5 protein-coding genes are annotated in these 6,288 nt (G+C 66.8%); 3 read left to right on the top strand and 2 right to left on the bottom strand.

What is annotated here, in order from left to right; all coding sequences use genetic code 11:
* Nucleotides 1-80 precede the first annotated feature (80 nt).
* A complete protein-coding gene (gene sufB, locus KZA10_RS06190; protein WP_055867748.1) occupies nucleotides 81-1,499 on the bottom strand; it encodes a Fe-S cluster assembly protein SufB in 1,419 nt (472 codons plus the stop codon).
* Nucleotides 1,500-1,732: 233 nt separating this feature from the next.
* Here sufB and KZA10_RS06185 point away from each other — a divergent pair, with 233 nt between their 5' ends.
* The gene (locus tag KZA10_RS06185; protein ID WP_218682423.1) at nucleotides 1,733-2,839 is read left to right on the top strand and encodes a heme A synthase; all 1,107 of its coding nucleotides are present in this window, start codon (nucleotides 1,733-1,735) and stop codon (nucleotides 2,837-2,839) included.
* Nucleotides 2,840-2,907: 68 nt separating this feature from the next.
* Nucleotides 2,908-3,357, top strand: a complete 450-nt coding sequence (locus tag KZA10_RS06180; RefSeq protein ID WP_229779019.1) for a tetraspanin family protein — start codon at nucleotides 2,908-2,910, stop codon at nucleotides 3,355-3,357.
* 74 nt (nucleotides 3,358-3,431) lie between these two features.
* Here KZA10_RS06180 and KZA10_RS06175 read toward each other — a convergent pair whose 3' ends face one another.
* Nucleotides 3,432-4,352: a heme o synthase gene (locus KZA10_RS06175; RefSeq protein WP_371861307.1), complete on the bottom strand. Its 921-nt coding sequence runs from the start codon at nucleotides 4,350-4,352 to the stop codon at nucleotides 3,432-3,434.
* A gap of 205 nt (nucleotides 4,353-4,557) precedes the next feature.
* On the opposite strand from KZA10_RS06175, the gene KZA10_RS06170 reads away from it, so the two are divergent.
* A partial coding sequence (locus tag KZA10_RS06170) for a transketolase (protein WP_218682424.1) occupies nucleotides 4,558-6,288 on the top strand: 1,731 nt, incomplete at its 3' end.

Here is a 6,288-nt window from a genome sequence, read left to right as displayed (position 1 = left end):
CTGGGCCGCCGGGTCGATGTGCGCGCCTTCGGGCGCGTTGCTGTGCTGCGCCTCGGCAGGCGCTGTCGTCGAGGCCGTCACTAGCCGACCGATCCTTCCATGCCCATCTCGATGAGCTTGTTCAGTTCCATCGCGTACTCCATGGGCAGCTCACGCGCGATCGGCTCGATGAAGCCGCGCACGATCATCGCCATCGCCTCGTCCTCTGGCATGCCGCGGGACTGCAGGTAGAACAGCTGCTCCTCACTCACCTTCGAGACCGTGGCCTCGTGGCCGAGCTGCACGTCGTCGACACGGATGTCGATCGCCGGGTAGGTGTCGGAGCGGGACTTGGTGTCCACGAGCAGGGCGTCGCACCGCACGGTGTTCGCGGAGTGGTGTGCCGCAGCATCCACTCGCACCTCGCCGCGGTAACCGGCGCGTCCCCCACCGCGGGCGATCGACTTCGAGACGATCGACGACTGCGTGTACGGGGCCATGTGGATCATCTTCGCGCCGGCGTCCTGGTGCTGACCGGGACCGGCGAAGGCGACCGACAGCGTCTCGCCCTTGGCGTGCTCGCCCATCAGGTAGATCGACGGGTACTTCATCGTCACCTTGGAGCCGATGTTGCCGTCCACCCACTCCATGGTCGCGCCCTCGTACGCCACGGCGCGCTTGGTGACCAGGTTGTAGACGTTGTTCGACCAGTTCTGGATCGTCGTGTAGCGAACGCGGGCGTTCTTCTTCACGATGATCTCGACAACGGCCGAGTGCAGAGAGTCCGACTTGTAGATCGGAGCCGTGCAGCCCTCGATGTAGTGGACGTAGCTGTCCTCGTCGGCGATGATCAGCGTGCGTTCGAACTGACCCATGTTCTCGGTGTTGATGCGGAAGTACGCCTGCAGCGGGATCTCGACGTGCACGCCCTTGGGAACGTAGACGAACGAGCCGCCGGACCACACGGCCGTGTTGAGAGCCGCGAACTTGTTGTCGCCGGCGGGGATCACGGTGCCGAAGTACTCCTCGAAGAACTCGGGGTGCTCGCGCAGCGCGGTGTCGGTGTCCATGAAGATGACACCCTGCTGCTCCAGGTCCTCACGGATCTGGTGGTAGACGACCTCGGACTCGTACTGCGCCGCGACGCCGGCCACGAGGCGCTGACGCTCGGCCTCGGGGATGCCGAGTCGCTCGTAGGTCTCACGGATCTCGGCGGGAAGGTCTTCCCACGTCTGCGCCTGCTTCTCGGTGGAGCGGACGAAGTACTTGATGTTGTCGAAGTCGATCTCGCTGAGGTCTGCACCCCAGGTCGGCATCGGCTTGCGCCCGAAGAGCTGATACCCCTTGAGGCGGGTCTTCAGCATCCATTCGGGTTCGTTCTTGAGGCCCGAGATCCCACGGACGACGTCTTCGGAGATACCGCGTTTCGCGATGGCACCCGCAGCATCCTCATCGTGCCAGCCGAATTCGTACACCCCCAGGCCGTCAAGCTCCGGGCGGTCGATCAGCACATCCGACATCCAACACTCTCCTCACAGGTCCCAAACGGTGTCATCCGCCCCGACACACCTGATCCCCGTCGAGCCTGCGGGAGCGGGTGCCGTTGGTGGGCCCTCATCACCGGCGCTTCCATCGCGCCTAAACTGTTGACGATGCTTCAGCGCTGTCAGCGCTCATCGCAACAATCCGATTCTACAGGTTCCGCCTGACAGACGGGCCATGCCCGCCGCGTCTCGTGCGGTCCGGAGGACTTATGCCCGACACGATGATCCCCGCCACCTCGACGATGCAGGGGGTCCCCCCTCGTTCCTCGTCCTGGGGTCGTGCGTTGACGGTCTTCGCGTGGTTGTCGTTCATCAGCGAGACGATCATCATCGGCACCGGCGGGGCCGTGCGGCTCACCGGCTCGGGCCTCGGCTGCTCGGACTGGCCGCTGTGCACCCCGGACTCCCTCGTGCCGATCCTCGAGGTGCAGGGCATCCACGGGATCATCGAGTTCGGCAATCGGCTGATGACCGGCGTCGTCGGCATCATCGCCCTGGCGGTCGTGCTGCTGGTCCTGCGTCTGTTCAGCGGAAAGCGCGGCCTGGTCAACGCCCTCTGGTTCGCACTGGGTGGGATCGTCGCGGCTGTCGCAACGTTCGCCATCGCCACTCCCCTGCATTTCCCCGCCTCGCCGATCGCCCTCGCCGTCCTGCTGGTCGCCGTCATCGCTGCAGCCGTGCGCTCGGTGCGCACTACTCCCGCCCGACGCGACCTCGTCATGCTCGCCTGGCTCACCCTGATCGGCGTGGTGGCCCAGGCGCTCGTCGGCGGCATCACGGTCCTTACCGGCCTCAACCCCTTCATCGTGGGTTTCCACTACACGTCCTCCCTGCTGCTCGTCTGCGTCACGGCGGCCTTCCTCGTACGCCTGAAGACCTCGCCCGGACCTCGCGAGCGCGCCGTGCCCGCCTGGTTCGCCGCCGTCACCCACGTGACCGGTCTCGCCCTGGCCGTCACGATCGTCTTCGGTGTGCTGACGACCGGATCCGGTCCGCACTCCGGGGATGCCGACGTGCTGCGCCACGGGTTCGACGCGTCCGTGCTCGCGCACGTGCACTCGTGGCCGGGCTACATCCTCGCAGCGCTGGTCCTGTTCCTGACGGTCTCCGCCTGGGTGCTGCGCCTGGAGCCTCGACGCTGGCTGCTCGTGCTCGTGCTGGCGATCCTCGTGCAGGTCGGGGTCGGCATCTGGCAGGCCAGAGAAGGACTCCCCCCGCTGCTCGTCGGCATCCACATGGTCCTGGCCTCGCTCTCGGCGGCCGCCTACACCGTCGTGGTGCTGCGCCTCAAGCGTCCGGTACCCGTCGACGCCTGAGGCCCCGCACAGTCGTTCCATAGCTTTCACATCGCGGACTCATCAGCGCATCCGCGAGGGTGGGCGACATGAACAAGTCACTCACACGAAGCATGGGGTTCTGGCTCCTCCTGGTCGTCTCCCTCGCCACCGCTGCGGTCGGCGCCTGGTTGATCTCGGGTCAGATCGGCACGATGACGACCACGTTGCTCGATGGCACGGCCACCGGCGTCGAGGTCTACGTCGGCCAGTCGCTCGTCGTGGTGGGTGCCGGAGTGCTCGCGGCCGGAATCGTCGGCATCCTGCTGACGCTCGCGCTCGTCGCCGCGCGATCGCTCGTCCCTGCACCGGCACCGGCGGTCGTCGAGGCCATCGACTGGACCGTCGAGGCCGAGGAGACGCCCGCTCCCGTCGCCACGACCCCGTCTGCGGACACGACCCCCGCGACCGAAGAGGTCGTTGTCGAAGCCGAGGTCACGAGAGACGACGCCCAGGCCACCGACGCGAAGCCGGACAGCTCACCCTCGACCACCCGCTGATCGACCACCGGGCAGGAAACGACGAAGGGGCGCCGAGGAATTCCTCGGCGCCGCTTCGTCGTTCGGAATCAGTGTCAGAACGGGAGCAGCGGGTCGACTGCGACCGCGACGAAGATCAGCGTCAGGTAGGTGATCGAGGCGTGGAACACACGCATCGGACGCGGCTCGGTGCCGTGGACCGCACGGTTGTAGAGGCGGTGCGACTCGTAGATGAACCATCCGCCGAAGACCGCAGCGGAGATCGTGTACACGAGGCCCATGTTCGCGATCGGCACCAGCAGGAGCGAGCAGGCGACGGTCGCCCACGCGTAGAGGATCACTTGGAGGCCGACCTGCGAGGCATTGCGCGTGACGCCGAGCATGGGGACGTCGACGTCCTCGTAGTCGTCCTTGTACTTCATCGACAGCGGCCAGTAGTGCGGCGGCGTCCAGAGGAAGACGAGGAGGAAGAGGATGAATGCCGGCCAGTCGAGCGAACCGGTGACCGCGGACCAGCCGATCAGCACCGGGAAGCAGCCCGCGATGCCGCCCCACACGATGTTCTGCTCGGTGCGGCGCTTCAGGATGATCGTGTAGATCACGACGTAGAAGAAGATCGCCGTGGCCGAGAGGGCCGCCGTGAGCCAGTTGGTCGTGGCGAGCAGCCAGACGGTCGAGGCGATGGCGAGCGTCCACGAGAAGACCAGGGCGCCGCGAGGGCTGACCTCGCCTGTGACCAGCGGACGGTTCTCGGTGCGGTGCATGTGCGCATCGATGTCGCGATCGAGGTACATGTTGAAGGATGCGGCGGAACCGGCGCTCAACGAACCGCCGATGACGGTCGCCAACACGAGCCACAGGTTCGGCAGTCCCCCCTGCGCCAGGAACATCACCGGCACGGTCGACACGAGCAGGAGCTCGAGGACACGCGGCTTGGTGAGCGTGATGTAGGCCTTCACCGTGCGACCGATGGACGACTTCCTCACGGTCTGATCAGACATCGTCGAGATCTCGATCGCCTCCTCCGCACGCGTGACCGGACAACCTCTCCAGTGTATGACACCGGATGACGTGTTCCGGCTCGCGGGCCCGCGTAGCGCAAGTCACCTCACCGCTATGCTGAAACCACTCGCGCGCCCGGCGATGTGCACACCTCTCCGTGATGATGCGGATGCGCCAGGGAATACGGGCGCCCTCGAAACTGTCGGAAAGGGCATGAACGTGTCGGAATTGCAGTGGGATGAGATCGATCGGCGCGCGGTGGACACCGCACGAATCCTGGCGGCCGATGCCGTGGAGAAGGTCGGTAACGGTCACCCCGGCACAGCCATGAGCCTCGCTCCGGCGGCATATCTCCTGTACCAGCGCGTGCTGCGCCACGACCCGAACGATGTGGACTGGCTCGGTCGCGACCGCTTCATCCTCTCTGCCGGCCACTCCTCCCTCACCCAGTACGTCGAGCTCTACCTCGGCGGCTTCGGACTCGAGCTCGACGATCTGAAGGCACTGCGCACCTGGGGCTCGCTGACACCGGGCCACCCGGAGTACGGCCACACCAAGGGCGTCGAGATCACCACCGGTCCGCTCGGACAGGGCCTCGCCTCGGCCGTGGGCTTCGCCTACGCCGCCCGTTACGAGCGCGGTCTCTTCGACCCCGAGGCCGCGGCGGGAACCAGCCCGTTCGACCACTTCGTGTACGTGATCGCCGGAGACGGCGACCTGCAGGAGGGCGTGACCAGCGAGGCCTCCTCGCTCGCAGGCCACCAGCAGCTCGGCAACCTGATCGCGATCTACGACTCGAACCAGATCTCCATCGAGGACGACACGAACGTCGCCTTCACCGAGGATGTCGCGAAGCGCTACGAGTCCTACGGCTGGCAGGTGCAGGTCGTCGACTGGAAGAAGACCGGCGAGTACGTCGAAGACGTCGCCGAGTTGCACGCCGCCATCGAGGCCGCCAAGGGCGAGACCGCCAAGCCCTCGCTCATCATCCTCAAGACGATCATCGGCTGGCCGTCGCCCGGCAAGCAGAACTCCGGCAAGATCCACGGCTCCGCTCTCGGCGCCGAAGAGCTGGCCGCCACGAAGAAGGTCCTCGGGTTCGACCCCGAGCAGAGCTTCGTCGTCGCCGATGACGTGATCGCGCACACCCGCGGACTCGCGGCCCGCGCCGCCGAGGCCCGTGCCGCATGGCAGGAGTCGTTCGACGCCTGGGCCGCGGCGAACCCCGAGAAGAAGGCGCTGCTCGACCGCCTCGAAGCACACCAGCTCCCCGACGACATCACGAGCGCGCTGCCCGTGTTCGAGGCGGGTAAGGAAGTCTCGACCCGCGCGGCATCCGGCCAGGTCATCAACGCCCTCGCCGCCGAGCTCCCCGAGCTGTGGGGCGGTTCGGCAGACCTCGCCGAGTCGAACCTCACGACGATCAAGGGCGCACCCTCGTTCATCCCCGCGGAGTGGTCGACCCACGAGTGGTCGGGCAACCCCTACGGCCGGGTGCTGCACTTCGGCATCCGCGAGCACGCCATGGGCGCGATCATCAACGGCATCGTGCTGCACGGACCCACCCGCGCGTTCGGCGGCACCTTCCTCATCTTCAGCGATTACATGCGCCCGCCCGTCCGCCTCGCCGCGCTCATGAACGTGCCGAGCATCTTCGTCTGGACACACGACTCGGTCGCCCTCGGTGAGGACGGCCCCACCCACCAGCCGATCGAGCAGCTGGCGACGCTCCGCGCGATCCCGAACTTCACGGTCGTGCGACCTGCGGACGCGAACGAGACGGCCGCCACGTGGCTGGAGATCCTCCGTCGCCACGAAGGACCGGCAGGCATCGCGCTGACGCGTCAGAACATCCCGGTGTTCGCGCGTGGCGAGGGCGCGGCATCGGGCGACACGTTCGCCTCGGCGGACAACGCGGCCAAGGGCGCCTACGTGCTCGCCGAAGCGCCG

Origin of the sequence: Microbacterium sp. BF1 (assembly GCF_019279095.1) — a bacterium.
GTDB lineage: Bacteria > Actinomycetota > Actinomycetes > Actinomycetales > Microbacteriaceae > Microbacterium > Microbacterium maritypicum.
Note: the sequence above shows the minus strand (reverse complement) of the source record. Positions and strands in the feature narration are given on the sequence as shown.